16 protein-coding genes are annotated in these 16,694 nt (G+C 52.8%); 6 read left to right on the top strand and 10 right to left on the bottom strand.

What is annotated here, in order from left to right:
• Window positions 1-19: 19 nt before the first annotated feature.
• Window positions 20-535 carry a DsrE family protein gene (locus tag DFR30_RS00610; protein WP_132970832.1) on the bottom strand — a complete coding sequence of 172 codons (516 nt, stop codon included), beginning with the start codon at window positions 533-535 and terminating at the stop codon, window positions 20-22.
• Between the two features lie 308 nt (window positions 536-843).
• Here DFR30_RS00610 and DFR30_RS00605 point away from each other — a divergent pair, with 308 nt between their 5' ends.
• Window positions 844-1,365 carry an RNA polymerase sigma factor gene (locus DFR30_RS00605; RefSeq protein ID WP_243640639.1) on the top strand — a complete coding sequence of 174 codons (522 nt, stop codon included), beginning with the start codon at window positions 844-846 and terminating at the stop codon, window positions 1,363-1,365.
• A 12-nt stretch (window positions 1,366-1,377) separates the two neighbouring features.
• A complete protein-coding gene (locus DFR30_RS00600) occupies window positions 1,378-2,082 on the top strand; it encodes a hypothetical protein (RefSeq protein ID WP_132970830.1) in 705 nt (234 codons plus the stop codon).
• A 78-nt stretch (window positions 2,083-2,160) separates the two neighbouring features.
• Here DFR30_RS00600 and mnmE read toward each other — a convergent pair whose 3' ends face one another.
• The 5 genes from mnmE to rpmH are packed head-to-tail and all read right to left on the bottom strand — an operon-like array spanning window position 2,161 to window position 5,949.
• On the bottom strand, window positions 2,161-3,513 hold the full coding sequence (gene mnmE / locus DFR30_RS00595; RefSeq protein WP_132970829.1) for a tRNA uridine-5-carboxymethylaminomethyl(34) synthesis GTPase MnmE: 1,353 nt from the start codon (window positions 3,511-3,513) through the stop codon (window positions 2,161-2,163).
• A gap of 19 nt (window positions 3,514-3,532) precedes the next feature.
• Window positions 3,533-5,200: a membrane protein insertase YidC gene (yidC, locus tag DFR30_RS00590; RefSeq protein WP_132970828.1), complete on the bottom strand. Its 1,668-nt coding sequence runs from the start codon at window positions 5,198-5,200 to the stop codon at window positions 3,533-3,535.
• Window positions 5,193-5,453 carry a membrane protein insertion efficiency factor YidD gene (gene yidD, locus DFR30_RS00585; protein WP_207891770.1) on the bottom strand — a complete coding sequence of 87 codons (261 nt, stop codon included), beginning with the start codon at window positions 5,451-5,453 and terminating at the stop codon, window positions 5,193-5,195. Before yidD ends, yidC begins: the two co-directional genes overlap by 8 nt.
• Window positions 5,446-5,805 carry a ribonuclease P protein component gene (rnpA, locus tag DFR30_RS00580; protein ID WP_132970827.1) on the bottom strand — a complete coding sequence of 120 codons (360 nt, stop codon included), beginning with the start codon at window positions 5,803-5,805 and terminating at the stop codon, window positions 5,446-5,448. Before rnpA ends, yidD begins: the two co-directional genes overlap by 8 nt.
• Window positions 5,806-5,814: 9 nt before the next feature.
• Complete coding sequence (gene rpmH / locus DFR30_RS00575) at window positions 5,815-5,949, bottom strand: 50S ribosomal protein L34 (RefSeq protein WP_132970826.1); 135 nt, start codon at window positions 5,947-5,949, stop codon at window positions 5,815-5,817.
• A 200-nt stretch (window positions 5,950-6,149) separates the two neighbouring features.
• On the opposite strand from rpmH, the gene dnaA reads away from it, so the two are divergent.
• The 4 genes from dnaA (at window position 6,150) to gyrB (ending at window position 12,354) form a co-directional block, all read left to right on the top strand.
• Window positions 6,150-7,487 (top strand): chromosomal replication initiator protein DnaA, encoded by a 1,338-nt coding sequence (gene dnaA / locus DFR30_RS00570; RefSeq protein WP_132970825.1) that lies wholly within the window; start codon window positions 6,150-6,152, stop codon window positions 7,485-7,487.
• Window positions 7,488-7,684: 197 nt separating this feature from the next.
• Window positions 7,685-8,785 carry a DNA polymerase III subunit beta gene (dnaN, locus tag DFR30_RS00565; RefSeq protein ID WP_132970824.1) on the top strand — a complete coding sequence of 367 codons (1,101 nt, stop codon included), beginning with the start codon at window positions 7,685-7,687 and terminating at the stop codon, window positions 8,783-8,785.
• 40 nt (window positions 8,786-8,825) lie between these two features.
• On the top strand, window positions 8,826-9,908 hold the full coding sequence (gene recF, locus DFR30_RS00560; protein ID WP_165869049.1) for a DNA replication/repair protein RecF: 1,083 nt from the start codon (window positions 8,826-8,828) through the stop codon (window positions 9,906-9,908).
• A 28-nt stretch (window positions 9,909-9,936) separates the two neighbouring features.
• On the top strand, window positions 9,937-12,354 hold the full coding sequence (gyrB, locus tag DFR30_RS00555) for a DNA topoisomerase (ATP-hydrolyzing) subunit B (protein WP_132970822.1): 2,418 nt from the start codon (window positions 9,937-9,939) through the stop codon (window positions 12,352-12,354).
• 88 nt (window positions 12,355-12,442) lie between these two features.
• On the opposite strand, the gene DFR30_RS00550 is transcribed toward gyrB, so the two are convergent.
• The 4 genes from DFR30_RS00550 to glyQ form a co-directional block, all read right to left on the bottom strand.
• On the bottom strand, window positions 12,443-13,228 hold the full coding sequence (locus tag DFR30_RS00550; protein ID WP_132970821.1) for a lysophospholipid acyltransferase family protein: 786 nt from the start codon (window positions 13,226-13,228) through the stop codon (window positions 12,443-12,445).
• Between the two features lie 84 nt (window positions 13,229-13,312).
• A complete protein-coding gene (locus tag DFR30_RS00545) occupies window positions 13,313-13,651 on the bottom strand; it encodes a MazG nucleotide pyrophosphohydrolase domain-containing protein (protein WP_132970820.1) in 339 nt (112 codons plus the stop codon).
• Between the two features lie 8 nt (window positions 13,652-13,659).
• Window positions 13,660-15,735, bottom strand: a complete 2,076-nt coding sequence (gene glyS, locus DFR30_RS00540) for a glycine--tRNA ligase subunit beta (protein WP_132970819.1) — start codon at window positions 15,733-15,735, stop codon at window positions 13,660-13,662.
• Complete coding sequence (glyQ, locus tag DFR30_RS00535; protein WP_243640638.1) at window positions 15,732-16,646, bottom strand: glycine--tRNA ligase subunit alpha; 915 nt, start codon at window positions 16,644-16,646, stop codon at window positions 15,732-15,734. Before glyQ ends, glyS begins: the two co-directional genes overlap by 4 nt.
• Between the last annotated feature and the right edge of the window lie 48 nt (window positions 16,647-16,694).

The raw sequence follows: 16,694 nt of genomic DNA, 5'->3' as shown, positions 1-16,694 counted from the left end.
GTTTCAGTGCGCTTGCCTGTCAGGGCCTGATATAGGTCCAGCCGGCTTCCTGCAGTTCTGTCAAGCGAACAACTCCGCCCGGCACCACCTTGGCAACCTTGTTCAGACTCGGCTGGTCTCTACCCATGGCTTTCATCGTGTTGGCGCAAGCAGTAAATGTAATACCCTCTTTTGCCATTCGCTGGATACGTTTCGAGTAAGCGTTTTCCTCAAACAGGGTACGCAAACCGGGGCCGTAGGCAACAACCTCAATGACCACCTTGTCCGGGCCGTAGAAATTAGCCAGATTCTGTGCATTGTTGAGCACCAGCTTCTGTGCAAAAGCATCGCCACTGGATATATGGAAAACAATGAAGTGCTCGGCAAACGGTTTGTCTTCCGGCGCCTCCGGTACTTTCGTTATGCGCGCGGGGTGAAAAAGGCCCGCTGACGCTTCCGGTACTTTATCGAGTGGCTCGGCAACAACCGGACCGACACCGAATATGGCAACAAGTAGACTGATTGCGCTCAGTGAGCGCCATAAATTTAGCTTCATATTGAGATTCCTCCACCTCTCTGTCGTTTCTCACATAATGTAGAGGCCGGCAGACTGTAAATTATTCCCGTATTGAGGAAATTTTGTTGTATTCAGTTCGCTTGCGCACTTTGCCGCATCTTTGTACTAGACTGTGGCTAAAATATAATGCGCCGTGGCACGAGGTCAGCTGCAGGACAGCATTCAAGGCGCCTGGCTGTTAACCGGCCGGTGAAATCGTCAAATTATCCACTCTGATGAAATAAAATGGGCTGCTGTTGCATCAAAAGACTATGGGACTGATTTCTTGCATAAGTAGCTGTGTATCGATGCGTCCACGCATCGCGGCTTCACGGGAACGACTGTACAGAGTGGCGCTGGCATGGTGCGGTGACAGCATGCTTGCTGATGATCTGGTTCAGGAAACCCTTTCGCTGGCACTTCAGAAAGTCCACCAGTTACGTGACCGGGAACGACTGAATGCCTGGTTGTACAGTATCCTGAATAATTGCTGGAAACAGTACCTGCGCAATCGCAGACCGCACGAAGATCTCGATGACGAGCGGCCTTGTGATAAACCCGGGCCAGAACTGATGGTTGACCGGCTTGAAATCGTCAGTCGCGTACGAACGGCGGTGGCCGCCTTGCCGCTGGAACAGCGGCGGGTTCTGGCACTGGTAGACCTGGAAGGCTTTTCCTACAGCAACGTCGCTGAAATACTCGAAATCCCTGTTGGCACCGTGATGAGTCGCCTGCACCGGGCCCGTAAAGGTCTCGTTAAACTGCTCGATACAGCGGATGAGCAGGCTACAGCCAAACCGGCTGGCTCATCGTTGAGAAGGGTAAAGTAAGAAGTGAGCACGATGATGAATAATACCTGGGATGATGCGACCCTGAGCGCATATATAGATGGAGAGCTCGATGCCGACAGGCAGAATGCCGTGTTGGCCGCCATGGAACATAACAAGGCCTTGTCCGAACGTATCTGTAGTCTGCGTCGTACCAAAGACTGGATGCGCACCGGTTATGGCTCGGCCACACCGCCACCCCGTGAATTACCCGGCAGAAAATTTTCCTGGCGAAACCTGCGCGCCGGAGTGGCTGCATCTGTAATGGCCCTGGCAATCGGTACCGGTGCTGGTCTGCTGGCCTACGGGTATGCGGAGCATGATGACGCCATGGCCCGGTCAGCGTCCAGTGACCCGCATCGTATTGTGCTGCATATTGATGATTCCGACCCTGAACATTTCGGCCAACTACTCGATTTTACAGAAAGTTTTTTGCAAGAAAACCGTGACAACGGTGCGCAGGTAGAAGTTGTCGCCAACTCAGGCGGCCTTGATTTGCTGCGTACAGACCGTTCTCCATACCAGCAACGGGTACGGGAACTGAGTGCAAAATACAGCAATCTGCAATTTATCGCCTGCATGAACGCTATTCGCAATCTCAAGCGTGCTGGCAGCGATGTACCGCTGATTGACGATGTCCATACCGGTGAGACCGCTATTGACCATGTCGTCAAACGTCTGCAGCAGGGTTGGACCTACAGGAAAATAGACTCCCTGTAGCGTCCAGGCTGAAATCTTTTATGTCACTCCGCCATCACCCGGTATGTTCCGGGGACTTGCCCCGCTTCGGCGGGGTTTTTATTTTCCGATACAGAACCCCGAGAATATTTCGCCCAACAAGTCATCACTCGAGAACTCACCGGTGATCGAAGACAGTTGTTGTTGTGCGAGACGCAACTCCTCAGCAAGTAATTCGCCCGCCGCATTCTCAAGCCAGACGGCTGCTTTCTCAAGATGCTGCGCGGCACGCTGTAAGGCATCCAGATGCCGGCGGCGCGCGCTGAAGCCGCCAACAGGTGTGCCCTGATACCCCATCAACTGCTTCAGGTGATCGCGCAACACCTCCATTCCTTCGCCGGAAAGGGTACTGATTGAAATAACGGGTGCTTCTTCCCCGCCATCTGTGGTGCGAGTATGTCCGACCAGGTCTGTCTTGCTGAAAATCCGCGTGTGCGGCAGCTCAGGAGGTAAACGCTCGAGTATCAGGCGATCTTCTGCACAAAATCCCTGCTGACTATCTATGACCAGCAGCACTCTGTCGGCTTGTTCAATCTGGTGCCAGGCGCGTCTGATACCTTCCTGCTCGACAGGATCGCTACTGTCACGCAGGCCCGCCGTGTCGATAATGTGCAGCGGCATTCCATCGATCTGGATATGTTCACGAAGGACATCGCGGGTGGTTCCCGCCACATCGGTAACAATGGCCGCTTGCCGCCCTGCCAGCGCATTTAACAGGCTTGATTTTCCTGCATTCGGACGACCTGCTATTACCAGCGTCATACCATCGCGCAACAATTGCCCCTGACGGGCCTGTTTTTGCACCGCTGCCAGTTGTTCAGTTACAGCTTTCAACTGTGCCTGGACCTGCCCATCACTGAGGAAGTCGATTTCCTCGTCAGGAAAATCTATGGCGGCCTCCACGTAAACGCGCAGACTCGTCAACTCATCAACCAGTACATGTACATGGCGCGAAAACTCGCCCTGCAGGGAGCGTGTGGCAGCGCGTGCTGCCTGTTCGGTATCACTGTCAATAAGGTCGGCAATGGCCTCGGCCTGGGCCAGGTCGAGCTTGTCATTGAGGAAGGCACGCTCGGAAAACTCGCCGGGACGGGCGGTACGCGCACCGAGTGAGAGTGTACGGGCAACCAGCATATCGAGTACGACCGGGCCACCATGTGCGTGTAGCTCAACCACATGCTCGCCGGTAAAGGAACCCGGTGCGGGAAAGTTGAGTATCAGGCCTTCATCGATTTGATCACCGTCACTGTCACGGAAAATCCTGAGTTCGGCAACACGCGGTGGCGGCAGGCGCCCTGCGATTTGTTCTGCGATTTTCGGCGCTTCCGGGCCGGACAGTCTGATAATCCCAACACCGCCACGCCCCGGGGCTGTGGCAATGGCGGCAATGGTATCGGCGGGTGCGTGATGCATACCGCTAGGGTTTCAGCATTCAGGCTTCACCACGTTCAACCCGTTTGGTAATGACGTATTGCTGGGCAATCGACAGCGTATTGTTAACCACCCAGTAAAGCACCAGCCCGGACGGGAAGAAAGCAAAGAACACCGTGAACACAACCGGCAGAACCATCATCACCTTGGCCTGGATAGGGTCCATCGGAGCCGGGTTGAGTTTCTGCTGAATCAGCATGGTGATACCCATCAGCAATGGCAGAATGAAATATGGGTCAGCTGATGACAGGTCCTGCAACCACAGCATAAACGGTGCCTGGCGCATTTCCACACTTTCCAGCAACACCCAGTACAACGCGATAAATACCGGGATCTGTACAAGCACAGGCAGACAACCCCCGAGAGGATTGACCTTCTCGGTCTTGTACATTTCCATCATTGCCTGGTTGAGCTTCTGCTTGTCATCCCCGTAGCGCTCTTTAAGCGCCTTCATCCGCGGTGCCAGGTTGCGCATCTTGGCCATGGAGCGATAGCTGGTTTCGGATAATTTGAAGAACATTCCCTTGATAAGCATGGTCAGGAAAATGATCGACCAGCCCCAGTTTCCAACCAGTGCATGTATTTTTTCCAGCAGCCAGAAAATCGGCTGGGCCAGTAAGGTCAGTTTGCCGTAGTCAACCGTCAACTCCAGGCCGGGGGCGACTTCGGCCATCATGTGCTGAAGTTTCGGTCCTGCAAAGAACCGTATGCCGGTAACGGCCTGTTCACCCGGAGCGACACTCAGTCCCTGGTCAGAAAAACCGATCAGGTAACGCTCATTCCCGAGCGCCCTCGTATAGTAATGCGCGGTAGCTTCCGGGTCGGGAATAATGGCGCCCAGGAAATAGTGCTGAAGCATGGCTGCCCAGCCACCCTTGATATCGCGGCTGAGATTCTCGTCTTCCATATCGGAAAATGAAATCTTCTCGTACTTTTCTTCCGGACTGTAAATGACGCCGCCCGTATAGGTGTAAAGAAAGCGTGATTTTTTCTGCAACGGCGTGCGCTGTAACTGGTAATAGGGGCGTGCACTCCAGTTGCTGCTGCTCTTGTTTGCAACCTCAAAGCCAACATTTATCAGGTAACTGCTTCGATGGAAGCGATAGGTTTTAGTGACCTGCACGCCCTTGCTGTCCGTCCAGTGCAGCGGCACCTCGATTACCTTAGCGCCATCTGCCAACCGGTAGTGGGTCTGGTCGGCCGTAAACAGGGCATGGTGGTTCGGTTCAGCGTCGGTTTTGCCGGTACGTAATCCACTCTGGGCGATAAAAAGTTGTGCGTCGCCCTGCTCGAGTAGCTTGAACGGCGGGCTGTCCGGATCATGCGTCTCCGGGTACTGCAGCAGGTCGAGCTCTACCAGGGTTCCGCCACGCGTATCAATTACCGCGCGATAGGTGTCAGTCAGTACTTCGATCTGTTCACCGGCAGGTTGTGCGGATGGTTTCGTATCAGGCAGGCTATCAACCGCTTTCTGGGCCAAAACCTCACTCGTGGGCATATCATCAGGAGCTGGTTGTATTTGCTCCCCGGTAGTGTCGGTTGTCTCGGTAGCCGCGCCTTCGACAACCTGTTGTTCGGGTGCCGGACCATAATCATCCATCCAGGACTGCCACATCAGCAGAATAATAAAAGACAAAGCTATAGCTAAAAGTACGCGTGGATTATCCATGGGAATGTTTCGTTTTATGTTTGGTTGAATGTTTACACAAGGCTTCCGGTACCGGATCCATACCACCTTCATGCCAGGGGTGACAGGAACCAATGCGACGCAATGCCAGCCAGCCACCACGCACTACGCCAAAACGCTCGATGGCCGTTTGCGCATAACAGGAACAGGTCGGGGTGAACCGGCAATGGTTACCCAGCCAGGGACTGACAAGCAGGCTGTATGCCTTGATAAGTAACAGTACCAGTTTACGCATGGGCTGCGATTTTACGCCAGTGGGCTTCCAGTGCGCGGAATATTTTTGGGTTATTGCACGCACTGATGCCGGCACGAACCAGAACCACCAGGTCAACATTACCCATTTCGGACCGGTGGAAACGGAAGCTTTCACGTATCAGACGTTTGATGCGATTGCGCTTCACCGCATTGCCGGCATTTTTTATCGACACAACAGTGCCGAGACGCGGGTGATCCAGCGTATTGTATTTTGCAAGCACGGTGATGTATCGATCACTGACCTTGAAGTCGCAATGCCGGAATACTCGCTGGAAACAGGCAGCTGTCCGCAGACGGTACGCAGGTGGATAAGTGGCGACGGCGCCCGTCAAGGAGACCGGTCAGACAGAAAGACGCGCGCGACCTTTTGCCCGGCGAGCCTTGATGACAAGACGGCCGTTCTTGGTGCGCATACGGGCACGGAAACCGTGTGTACGCTTGCGCTTCAGGTTGCTAGGCTGGAATGTTCTCTTCATGGCGCAAACCGTTCCCAAAAAAAGGTTAAAGGCCCGTAAAGCGGGCCAAATCAGGCCGCGCAGATTACTGTCTTTACCCGGGTGTTGTCAACCTAAAAGCCGTATTTTTATCTTGTTCGCGATTGTGGATAAGTCGTCTGTGTGGCGTTAGACTGACTGACCCCGCTAATCCCGGTAACAAACAGAACAGGACCACCCCCTTGCAAGGCACACTTTGGCAACAATGTCTGTCGCAACTTGAAAATGAGTTGCCCGAACAGCAGTTCAATACCTGGATACGGCCTCTGCACGCCATCGAGAAGGGTAAAAACCTGACCTTACTCGCACCAAACCGCTTTGTACTCGACTGGGTAAGCGAACACTTCCTGGAAAATATACAGAATGCTGTCGGCTCCCGGCCGAATGCGGACCCTGTCGCGGTTCAGCTCGAAATCGGCTCGGTCAAGTCTCCGCTGCCGGTACCTCGCTCGGCCGAACCCGAACGCCAGGAACGGCGCCGTGAAACGCGCGAACTTCCCAGTGGAAACCTGAACAATACGTTTAACTTCGATACCTTTGTGGAAGGTAAATCCAACCAACTGGCACGCGCAGCTTCTATACAGGTTGCTGAAAACCCCGGTACCGCCTACAACCCCCTGTTCATTTATGGTGGTGTCGGGCTGGGCAAAACCCACCTCATGCAGGCCGTTGGCAATATGATCGTCAATCGACAGCCCGGCGCCAAAGTGGTTTACCTGCATTCGGAGCGGTTTGTGGCTGATATGGTCAAAGCGCTACAACATAACGCCATGAATGAATTCAAGCGTTACTACCGTTCGGTGGATGCACTGCTAATCGATGATATCCAGTTCTTTGCCGGAAAGGAACGGTCTCAGGAAGAATTCTTTCACACATTCAATGCCTTACTTGAAGGTCAGAGCCAGATCATCATGACCTGTGACCGCTACCCAAAAGAAATAAAGGGTCTTGAGGAGCGCCTCAAATCACGTTTTGGCTGGGGTCTTACTGTAGCGATTGAGCCGCCTGAACTGGAAACCCGTGTGGCTATCCTGGTGAACAAGGCCATACAAGCAAACGTGGATCTTCCCACCGAAGTCGCTTTCTTTGTCGCAAAGCGCATTCACTCCAATGTGAGGGAACTGGAAGGTGCGCTAAAACGTATTATCGCCAGCGCAAGATTCACAGGTCGAAGCATCGACCTGAAATTCACCAAAGAAGCATTACGGGACCTGCTGGCCTTGCAGGACAAGCTGGTTTCCATCGACAATATCCAGAAGACCGTTGCCGAGTACTACAAAATTCGCGTTGCTGACCTGCACTCAGCTCGTCGTACGCGCTCAATTACCCGACCGCGACAGATTGCCATGGCACTTGCGAAAGAACTGACGAGCCACAGCCTCCCTGAGATAGGTGAAGCCTTTGGCGGCCGTGACCATACAACCGTACTTCATGCCTGCAGAAAGGTCAGTGAATTGAAAGATGCTGACATGCGAATTGCCGAGGACTACAACAACCTGTGGAGAATACTGACAACATAATGTGGATAACCGGTGGATAATTTTAACATCCCAAAGTTATCCGATATTATCCACAGGTACCCCACAACAAGGCAGTCCGTTTCCTAACAGAATTTCTGGTACGCAAGTGTATGTAGCCATTGTTTAATACGAATGTTATCTACAGCCCGGGTCGCCCTTAATAACAGTAACTTGTTTAATAAAAGGATATTTAATTAATGAAATTCACGATAGACCGAGAGTCTTTCCTGAAACCCCTCCAGCAAGTTATCGGTGTTGTCGAAAGGCGCCAGACACTACCTGTACTGGGTAATCTTCTCATCAATGCAAGTACGGACCATCTCAAACTCACAGCAACTGATCTGGAAGTTGAGATACAGGCAAGCGTATCGGCAAACATCACTGAACCCGGTGAGATCACATTGCCCGCTCGCAAACTGATCGATATTTGCAAGGCGTTACCCGAGAACGCCAGCATCCAGGTATCCATCAAGGACCAGAAGGCGCAGATACGCTCGGGGAAAAGTCGCTTCACACTTTCTACCTTGCCTGCAGCAGATTTCCCGCTTGTCGAAAAAATCAATGGCGATTCAAAATTCACCTTGTCACAGGGAGAGCTGAAGGAAGTCATTGATCGTACCCAGTTCTCGATGGCTCAGCAGGATGTTCGCTATTACCTGAATGGATTGATGCTGGAAATGGGCAACAGATTCTTGCGTGCCGTCGCCACGGACGGCCACCGACTTGCGTTGTGTGATGTACCCGTAGAAATACAAACCGATAATCCGCGACAGGTTATCGTGCCTCGCAAAGGAATCCAGGAATTACAACGACTGCTGGATGACAGCGACATACCGGTTACCGTGGAACTCGGGGCCAACCATATTCGCCTGATTGCCAGTGATGTGTGTTTTACTTCCAAACTGGTTGACGGGAGATTTCCCGATTATGACCGCGTTGTACCGAAGGATGGCGATAAACGGGTGGTAGCGGATAGAGAGCTGTTTCGCCAGGCACTCTCCAGGACTTCCATCCTGTCAAACGAGAAATATCGTGGTATAAGACTCAATCTTGAAAAAAATAATATTAAAATTCAAGCACATAACCCTGAACAGGAAGAAGCCGACGAAGAATTTGAAGTCGAATACGATGGCGGAGAACTGGAAATAGGTTTTAATGTGACCTACTTACTGGATGTGCTGGCTGCTGTGCGCAGTGACAAGGTTGAGGTTGTGTTGGGTGACTCGAACAGCAGTTGTTTGATAAAGCAGCCTGGCACTGACCAGTATCGGTATGTTGTTATGCCCATGCGGCTTTAGTCGTTATCCTGACCCGGTGTCATGTGCCGGGGGTTATCTAATGCCACTTTCCTCGCTTACCATCGAAGGGTTTCGCAATCTGGATTCGATGACCCTGTCATTTTCAACCGGTGTGAATCTGTTTAGCGGACAGAACGCAGCCGGGAAAACCAGTCTTCTCGAAGCCATCTATGTATTGGGACGTGCGCGCTCTTTTAGATCGAGTTCACTTGACCGGGCTATAGCGCATGGCCAGGAAGAATTTCAGCTGGTTGCCAAGCTACAGCAGGAAACGAATCGCCTGGTACCTGTAGGGATCAGCCGTAAGCCCGGTAAGTTGATGGCGAGGATAAATGGTATGCCAGCGCGTAGATTGTCTGAACTGGCAACGCTATTTCCTTTGCAATGGGTTGGTGGGAATTTGCACGGGCTGATCGAGAATGGCCCACCGTTAAGGCGGCAATTTCTGGATTGGGGATTGTTTCACGTGAAACATGAGTACATCCAGGCATGGAAACAGTTTCAAACCTCACTCAAGCAGCGGAACGCTGCATTGCGAGCAGCGTCCTCTCCCAAAGAGGTTTCAATATGGGACCGTGACATGGTGCTTTGTGGTGAGCAACTGGACGTGCACAGGTCAGACTACCTTGGAAAAGTAAAGATCTATCTAATTGAAATTATGAACGATTTCATTGATGAGAGTGAGTCTTTGGATGTCCATTACAGACGTGGCTGGTCAGCCGATAAGGAATACGGCACTGCACTCAAAGAAAGCCTCCTCGCTGATCGGGAACAGGGATATACCAGGACGGGGCCTCAGCGCGCAGACTTTACCTTCAAGTACCGGGGAAAGCCGGTTAACGAGGCGCTTTCGCGAGGGCAGCAAAAGCTGTTGATTATCGGTTTGAAGCTTGCTCAGGCCTCCCTGCTGAAGGACATGACAGAAATCCCCAGCCTTTTCTTGCTGGACGATCTGGGTGCGGAACTGGATGTTCAAAATCAGGAGAAAGTTATGCGCCGACTGGCAGGGCTGGATGCCCAGGTTTTTGCGACAGCAATCGAATTTCCAGGAGCGACAAACGTGACTGGCAAGGTAAACAGGATGTTTCACGTGAAACACGGCAAGGTCTCGGAAGTGGTATAATCACAGGACTTTTACTGGATGAAACACCATGTCTGATACCCCAAGTTACGATTCCTCGAATATCAAGGTCCTTAAAGGGCTGGATGCCGTCCGCAAGCGCCCCGGTATGTACATCGGTGACACGGATGACGGGACAGGTTTACACCATATGGTGTTTGAGGTGGTGGATAATTCCATTGATGAAGCGCTGGCAAAATACTGCTCGGAGATATCGGTCACACTGCACAGCGACGATTCCGTCACTATCAGTGATGATGGTCGCGGGATACCCGTGGATATCCATCCCGAGGAGGGTCGTTCCGCGGCAGAAGTGATTCTCACCGTCCTGCACGCGGGGGGAAAATTCGATGATAATTCCTACAAGGTGTCGGGTGGCCTGCACGGCGTGGGTGTTTCGGTCGTCAACGCACTGTCTGAATCCCTGAAACTTACGGTTAAGCGGGATGGCCATATCCATTTTCAGGAATACGCGATGGGGGAACCCCTGTACCCGTTAAAAGTAATCGGTGATACGGATACCACGGGTACTGAAATACGCTTCAAACCCAGCCCTGAAATTTTCGGCGACATTGAATTTCATTATGATATTCTCGCCAAGCGACTGAGAGAACTGTCTTTTTTGAACTCCGGGGTGCGTATACGTCTGACCGACGAGCGTAATGACAAGCAGGATATTTTTGAGTACCAGGGCGGTATCCGTGCATTTGTCGAGCACCTGAACCGCAAGAAGACGCCGCTGCACCAGAACGTGTTCTACTTTACCGGCCAGCGGGACGGGGTCGGTGTTGAAGTAGCGATGCAGTGGAACGATTCCTACCAGGAAAATATTTTCTGCTTTACCAATAATATTCCGCAGCTGGATGGTGGTACCCACCTGGCAGGATTTCGAGCCGCCCTCACACGCACCCTGAACCAGTACATGGAAAAGCAGGTGACCAAAAAGAACAAGGTCAACACCACAGGCGATGATGCCCGCGAAGGGCTCACGGCGGTATTGTCCGTTAAAGTGCCGGATCCAAAATTTTCCTCTCAGACCAAGGACAAGCTTGTCTCGTCTGAAATAAAGGGCATAGTGGAATCCACTGTTTCAGAAAAGCTTGAGAGCTATCTACTTGAAAATCCTGGTGATTCCAAAGCAATTATAGCAAAAATTATGGAAGCGGCCATGGCCCGTGAAGCCGCACGCAAGGCGAGGGAAATGACACGCCGGAAAGGTGCGCTGGACATCGCCGGTTTGCCGGGCAAATTGGCGGATTGTCAGGAACGGGATCCGGCACAGAGCGAGCTTTACCTGGTGGAGGGTGATTCTGCGGGAGGTTCCGCCAAGCAGGGCAGGGATCGTCGCACCCAGGCCATATTGCCCTTGAAAGGTAAAATCCTGAATGTAGAGAAGGCCCGTTTTGACAAGATGCTCTCGTCCGCCGAGGTCGGTACGCTGATTACTGCGCTGGGCTGCGGGATTGGCCGCGACGAATTCAATATCGAGAAACTACGCTACCACCGTATCATTATCATGACCGATGCGGACGTCGATGGCTCACATATCCGTACGCTGCTACTGACGTTTTTCTACCGGCAAATGCCTGAACTCATCGAGAACGGTTATATTTATATCGCCCAGCCACCACTCTATAAAACAAAAAAAGGCAAGCAAGAACAATATGTTAAGGATGATGCGGCATTACAGGAATACCTGCTGCAAACTGCACTCGATAAGGCCAGCCTTTATGTCAGCAAAGATGCACCGGCGCTGACGGGTCCGGGGCTTGAAAATCTTGCCAAGCAATTCCTGTCGGTGAGTGCATCGATTGCGCGCCTGTCACGTCGCTACAACCCTGTTGTACTGGAGCGCATGTTGTACATGACAGCGCTGGAAGAAGTGGATTTGCATAATGTGGAAAAGATCGAGGCCTGGTGCCAGGAGCTGGAACAGCGTATCAACAGCCAGCAGAAGGCCGGCGAGCGATTTGAAATCAGTGTCAGCCGCAATGAAGATCGCGAGCAGTTCACCATCGCTGTCAAGCGCCTGACTCACGGCATCACGGCCAGTGAGCAAAAAATACCCAGCGAGTTTTTTGCCAGCGCAGAATATGGTCGTATCGTGGCGCTGGGTGAGCAACTCAACGACCTGCTTGGCGAGGGGGCCTATGTCCAGCGGGGTGACAAGCAACAACCTATAGAAAGCTTCAAACAGGCCATTGACTGGTTGATGGAAGAAGCCAAGCGTGGACAACACATCCAGCGCTACAAGGGGCTGGGTGAAATGAATCCCGACCAGCTCTGGGATACCACTATGAATCCCGATACGCGTCGCATGTTGCAAGTGAACATCGAAGATGCGGTTGCGTCGGATGAAATCTTCACCACGTTGATGGGCGACCAGGTTGAGCCACGGCGTGAATTTATAGAGAAGAATGCGCTGACGGCTTCCAATCTCGACGTGTAGTCAGGGCGCGAGCGCAGCGCGGCAATCTTATACACTGGAATCAGTCTGCTAGAGATTGCCGCGTCACTGCGTTTCTCGCAATGACGAATTAATCAGAGGCTCCCTGGTTGCTTTCTACCGGGCCGTGCTCGTGTTTTGCCAGTGTTGTGATCTGTGCCATTTGGGTTTCAATCCAGTCTTCAGCTGCAGCCAGAATCTGCTGGGCAGATTTGCCTTCAGGTAAAATCGCTGGACCGATGCGCACCTTGATAACACCGGGCATTTTAATAAATTGCCGCCTTGGCCAGTATTCACCAGCGTTGTGCGCCACCGGGTAGACCGGGTAACCGGTTCGTTCCGCCAGCACAGCGCCTCCAATGCGGTAACGCCCGCGCTTGCCCGGTGCAATGCGGGTTCCTTCCGGAAAGATGATGATCCAGCGCCCACCGTCGAGGCGTTTTTGTCCTTGACTAACCAGTTGTTCAATGGCCTTGCGGCCGGCACCCCGGTTGAGTGCAATCGGTTCCATCATGTAGGCACCCCAACCAAAAAATGGCAGCCACATAAGCTCACGCTTGATGACCCAGGTCTGGGGTGAAAACCAGAAGTTTAGTGTCAGCGTTTCCCAGGTCGATTGATGCTTGGCAAATACGATACCGGCGCCGTGTCTGATGTTTTCCTGACCCTGTACTTCATAATACAGCTTGCAGGTTGCACCCAACCACCAGATAGTCAGCTTTGACCAGGTATGTGTCAGGATAAATCGTTTTTCAAAGGGAAATGGAAAACTGAGCAACAACAACAGGGCAAACACGATGGTAATCGAGGCGAAAAAAATCCAGAACAGGAAGGAGCGCAGATAGAGAACAGGTTTTGAAGAAACGGAACGTTGCATAATAATTAGAATTACCTGCGTAGGCTTAAACTATCCTGAGGCTTAAAATAACTGCCCAGGAATCCTGAATTAATCAGCGGTCCCCTAGGACATGTCACGAAATTCAGACACCCTGATGCGCCCGTTTACCATTCTTGATTCCCGCTGCATCAGTTTCTCCATTTTATTCCAGAACGCATCCTTCAGATCAAAGTCAGCGGCAATGGCCGTACCGACCAGCAGTATAAAAAGATCAGTGACCTCTTCAGACAGACTGTCGAGAGGTTTTCCCTTGGTCACACAGGCGGAGATTTCACCCAGCTCTTCAGCCATCAGTGCAACCCGGTAAGTCATGTCCTCTCCACCCGTATTGCGGAAGTCATGTTTATCATGAAAAGCCTGCACAGCTTCGAGCATCGTTTTATAGGAGTCACTGTGTTCCATAAAATGCCTCAGTGTTGCAAGCGGGACAGATCGGCGGTTCGAAGGAACAACGCGCCGAGTTCATTGAGCAGTGCAAGCCGGTTGGCACGCAGGGCATCGTCTTCGACCATGACCATAACCTTGTCGAAAAAAGTGTCGACTGCATCACGCAGTCCGGCCAGTTTTTGCAGCGCAGGTGTGTAATTGCCCTGCTCCATTAATTGAAGCACGTCAGGTTTCAGCGCAGCGAGTTCTTCAGCAAGTTGCTTCTCGGCCGTATCGACCAAAAGCGAGTTGTCGATACGCTCCGGAATCGGCTGCTCTGCCTTGCGTAGAATGTTGGCAATACGTTTATTGGCCGCTGCAAGCGCAGTAGCTTCCGGCAGTTCGCGGAATACCTGGCAAGCACGTATGCGTTTGTCAAAATCCAGCAAACGAACAGGACGTGTGACAAGTACCGCTTCGACAAGGTCGGCCGGAATATTATTATCCTGATAGTAACCGCGCAGGCGATCCATAACATAGTCGAAGACGGGATTCACAGCCTCATCGGCCTTGATGCCAGGATCAAATCCCGAAGCGGCCTGCTGCAGCAATGCCTCAAGGTCCAGATCAAGTTTGCCTTCTATAATGACTCGAACCAGACCAAGGGCAGCACGACGCAGTGCAAACGGATCCTTGTCGCCACTGGGTGGCTGACCGATGGCGAAAATACCGACCAGGCTATCGAGCCGATCGGCAATGGCAAGCGTTTGCCCAACAGGGTGTTGCGGGAGCCGGTCACCGGAAAATCGCGGCAGATAATGTTCCTCTATAGCCACTGCAACGGCCTCGGGCGCACCATCGTGCAGTGCATAATAACGCCCCATAATGCCCTGTAGTTCAGGGAACTCGTAGACCATGCTGGTGAGCAGATCACATTTACTCAAACGTGCGGCACGTTCAGCATGTGCCGGATCACCACCGATTTGAGTAACGATACTGGCAGCCAGTTTCGCTATGCGTTCCTGTTTATCGAAAAGTGTACCGAGCTTTTTCTGGAAAACCATGTTGCGCAGGCCGTCGGCACGCCCGGACAGCGGTGTCTTGCGGTCCTGGTTCCAGAAGAACGCGGCGTCAGACAGGCGCGGACGAATAACACGTTCGTTTCCCGCACGGATCTGTTCAGGATCCCGGCTTTCCAGGTTGGCGACAGTGATGAAACAGGGTAGCAGACAGCCTTCGTTATTCAGCACCGGGAAATATTTCTGGTGGTCCTGCATACTGGAAATCAGTGCTTCCGATGGTACCTCGAGAAACGCTTCATCAAACTGGCCGGCGATCGCAACCGGCCATTCAACGAGAGAACAGACTTCGTCGAGCAGGTCTTCATCGATCAATGCCTTGCCACCGAGCTCTTCGCCCCGCTCGATCACCTGCTTGCGTACAATGTCGCGACGTGCGCGGTAGTCGACCAGTACATGGCCCGGTTTACACAACAGGGACACATAATCATCTGCGGATGCGAGAGCGATGGTCTGTGGGTGGTGAAAACGGTGACCGCGGGTTTCTCTGCCGGCTGTTATACCCAGCACTGGCGCAGAAATCACCTCTTCACCGAACAACAAAACAACCCAGTGGACGGGGCGTACAAATTCTTCTTCCCGATCTCCCCAGCGCATGCGTTTTGGCACCGGCAGTCCAGCCAGTGCACGCTGCACCATTCCAGGTACAAGCTCCGCAGTTGCCTTGCCTTTTTCCACCGCGCGGAAAGACAGCCAGCTGCCTTTCGGGGTTTCCAGCTGGTCAAGCTGTTCGACTTCGATGCCACAACTCTTTGCAAAGCCGGTGGCTGCTTTGGTCGGGCAGCCATCTTCGTCAAAAGCCGCCGCAAGTGCCGGGCCACGTCGAACAACTTCACGATCCTGTTGTGCCGGTGGAAGTGCACGAATCAGCAGTGCGAGTCGTCGTGGCGCGGCATAAGGTTGTATCCCTTCATATTCCAGGCCGGCTTCATCCATCAATCGTGACATGCCGTCTGCGAATGCCTCGGACAAACGCCGCAAGGCTTTTGGTGGCAGTTCCTCGGTGCCGATTTCGACCAGCAGGTTACGCGTTTCCGTCATGACGAGACCTCCCCTTTCAACATCGGGAAGCCGAGTGATTCACGGCGTTCGTAGTAGGCCTGTGCAACTGCGCGCGCCAGTGAGCGAACGCGCAGGATAAAGCGCTGGCGCTCGGTAACGGATATGGCACTGCGGGCATCGAGCAGGTTGAATGTGTGTGAGGCTTTTAACATCAGTTCATAGGCCGGTAGTGGCAGGCCAGCCTCGATCAGGGCCTTGCTGTCTTTTTCGCAGACATCGAACCAGTGGAACAGCTCTTCTACGTTGGCGTGTTCAAAGTTGTAGGTCGACATTTCGACTTCATTCTGATGAAACACATCACCGTACAGCACCTTGCCTTGTGGACCGTCGGTCCAGACCAGATCGAAAACACTTTCCACGCCCTGCAGGTACATGGCAATACGTTCCAGGCCGTAGGTGATCTCGCCACTGACCGGTCGGCAGTCCAGACCGCCGACTTGCTGGAAATAGGTGAACTGGGTGACTTCCATCCCGTTCAGCCAGATTTCCCAACCCAGCCCCCAGGCGCCAAGGGTGGGAGATTCCCAGTTGTCTTCGACAAAGCGGATATCGTGTACCAGTGGATCCAGTCCGAGCTCCTGCAGCGAATCCAGGTAGAGATCCTGGATGTTATCCGGACTGGGTTTGAGCAGTACCTGGAATTGATAGTAATGTTGCAGCCGGTTCGGGTTCTCGCCGTAGCGCCCGTCGGTCGGTCTGCGGGAAGGCTGTACATAGGCAGTACGCCACGGCTCCGGCCCGATGGCGCGTAGAAATGTCGCCGGGTGAAAGGTGCCTGCCCCGACCTCCATATCATAAGGTTGCAGCAGTACGCAGCCCTGCCGTGACCAATAGTCCTGTAACGCCAGGATCAGCCCCTGGAAGGTTTTGGGTGTGGTATCAGAAGTCAAAATCTCGAGTCAGCCATGATTCAAAAGCGCGCAGTATAGCTTGCACAG

Origin of the sequence: Thiogranum longum (assembly GCF_004339085.1) — a bacterium.
Lineage (GTDB): Bacteria > Pseudomonadota > Gammaproteobacteria > DSM-19610 > DSM-19610 > Thiogranum > Thiogranum longum.
The sequence above is the reverse complement of the archived record's forward strand: the minus strand, read 5'-3'. Positions and strand labels throughout refer to the sequence as shown.

Excerpts from the sequence above, each read along its gene's own strand:
- gyrB (WP_132970822.1), top strand. The coding sequence starts at position 9,937 with ATGTCTGATACCCCAAGTTACGATTCCTCGAATATCAAGGTCCTTAAA.
- glyS (WP_132970819.1), bottom strand. The coding sequence starts at position 15,735 with ATGACGGAAACGCGTAACCTGCTGGTCGAAATCGGCACCGAGGAACTG.
- mnmE (WP_132970829.1), bottom strand. The coding sequence starts at position 3,513 with ATGCATCACGCACCCGCCGATACCATTGCCGCCATTGCCACAGCCCCG.
- rpmH (WP_132970826.1), bottom strand. The coding sequence starts at position 5,949 with ATGAAGAGAACATTCCAGCCTAGCAACCTGAAGCGCAAGCGTACACAC.
- DFR30_RS00605 (WP_243640639.1), top strand. The coding sequence starts at position 844 with ATGCGTCCACGCATCGCGGCTTCACGGGAACGACTGTACAGAGTGGCG.
- dnaN (WP_132970824.1), top strand. The coding sequence starts at position 7,685 with ATGAAATTCACGATAGACCGAGAGTCTTTCCTGAAACCCCTCCAGCAA.
- DFR30_RS00550 (WP_132970821.1), bottom strand. The coding sequence starts at position 13,228 with ATGCAACGTTCCGTTTCTTCAAAACCTGTTCTCTATCTGCGCTCCTTC.
- yidD (WP_207891770.1), bottom strand. The coding sequence starts at position 5,453 with ATGCGTAAACTGGTACTGTTACTTATCAAGGCATACAGCCTGCTTGTC.
- recF (WP_165869049.1), top strand. The coding sequence starts at position 8,826 with ATGCCACTTTCCTCGCTTACCATCGAAGGGTTTCGCAATCTGGATTCG.
- DFR30_RS00545 (WP_132970820.1), bottom strand. The coding sequence starts at position 13,651 with ATGGAACACAGTGACTCCTATAAAACGATGCTCGAAGCTGTGCAGGCT.
- DFR30_RS00600 (WP_132970830.1), top strand. The coding sequence starts at position 1,378 with ATGATGAATAATACCTGGGATGATGCGACCCTGAGCGCATATATAGAT.
- yidC (WP_132970828.1), bottom strand. The coding sequence starts at position 5,200 with ATGGATAATCCACGCGTACTTTTAGCTATAGCTTTGTCTTTTATTATT.
- DFR30_RS00610 (WP_132970832.1), bottom strand. The coding sequence starts at position 535 with ATGAAGCTAAATTTATGGCGCTCACTGAGCGCAATCAGTCTACTTGTT.